The sequence below is a fragment of the Dellaglioa sp. CoH-56-MRSF-13 genome (genome assembly GCF_056782095.1).
Map to the genome: position 1 here is coordinate 1 of NZ_JBXAYC010000230.1, position 232 is coordinate 232.

Annotated in this window: 1 protein-coding gene; it reads left to right on the forward strand. The window is 57.3% G+C overall.

Annotated elements, in window-relative coordinates:
• A partial coding sequence (locus tag AC1RP1_RS08510; protein WP_481762808.1) for a hypothetical protein occupies window positions 1-232 on the forward strand: 232 nt, incomplete at both ends.

The following is a 232-nucleotide window of genomic DNA, read 5'->3' on the forward strand; positions in this document are numbered from 1 at the left end:
GATACGCCGTTATACGCTGGAGCTGGAGAACCCGACTGAGGTTGGAGTACGCACCTTCTACGAGGCGCGAATCACGTTGCACGTGGACCTTGAACTCGGTATCGACGAGCCGGCATCCCTGCGACTAACTCCGTTTCCCGAGGACTTGGAGCGTCCGACGCCACAACAGATCATTGACGCACAGCGCGAGATCGCGATCGATGAGCCGTGTAGTCCAACGATAGTGATAGAG